The following is a 640-nucleotide window of genomic DNA, read 5'->3' on the forward strand; positions in this document are numbered from 1 at the left end:
CCCTCGAAGAGCACGAATCGACCGGGGTTCTCCGACTGCGCCGAACGGATGAGGCCCCACACGGCGGCCGTGGCGAGGTTCGCCTCCTCGACGTGGATCACCAGCGTCAAGTCCTCAGCCAGCTGCTTCTGCGCGGCCGCGAGAACCTCGTGGGTCAGCCGATAGGTCTCGCCGATCACATCGTCCTTTGTGGACTCCAGAGTCAGCACCTCGTACCCCGAGGCGCTGCCCGAAGACTCAACTGGAACCCAGTCCACCTGGAACAGCGCGTCGCTGTCGGAGCGCAGCTGGTCGGCGGAGACCGTGCGCACCGCGATCGACTCAACGGTGATCACCGGGTTCCCGCCGCCGTCCACGCCGACGAGTCGCGCGGCGTCCGGGCCGGTCGGCGTGAGCTTGACGCGCAACGTGCTCGCCCCGGTGGCGTGCAGCGTCACACCCGACCACGCGAACGGCAACGCGGTACCAGCCGGGTTGTCGTCCCGCAGGAACATCCCGTGCAGTGCGGAGTCCAACAGCGCCGGGTGGATGCCGAACGAGCCGGTGTCGGTGTCGGCGGGCAGCGCCAGCTCGGTGTACACGTCGTCGCCGTGCTTCCACGCGGACTGAATCCCCTGGAACAGCGGCCCGTACCCGAAGC

At 68.6% G+C, this 640-nt stretch carries 1 protein-coding gene; it reads right to left on the reverse strand.

Annotated features, from left to right (window positions below; genetic code table 11):
* Nucleotides 1–581 (reverse strand): polyketide synthase dehydratase domain-containing protein (locus CCN56_RS41530; RefSeq protein ID WP_256962468.1); only part of this gene is annotated, 581 nt, incomplete at its 3' end.
* Nucleotides 582–640 lie beyond the last annotated feature (59 nt).

Origin of the sequence: Streptomyces sp. NRRL B-24572 (assembly GCF_002156145.1) — a bacterium.
Classification (GTDB): domain Bacteria; phylum Actinomycetota; class Actinomycetes; order Streptomycetales; family Streptomycetaceae; genus Streptomyces; species Streptomyces vietnamensis.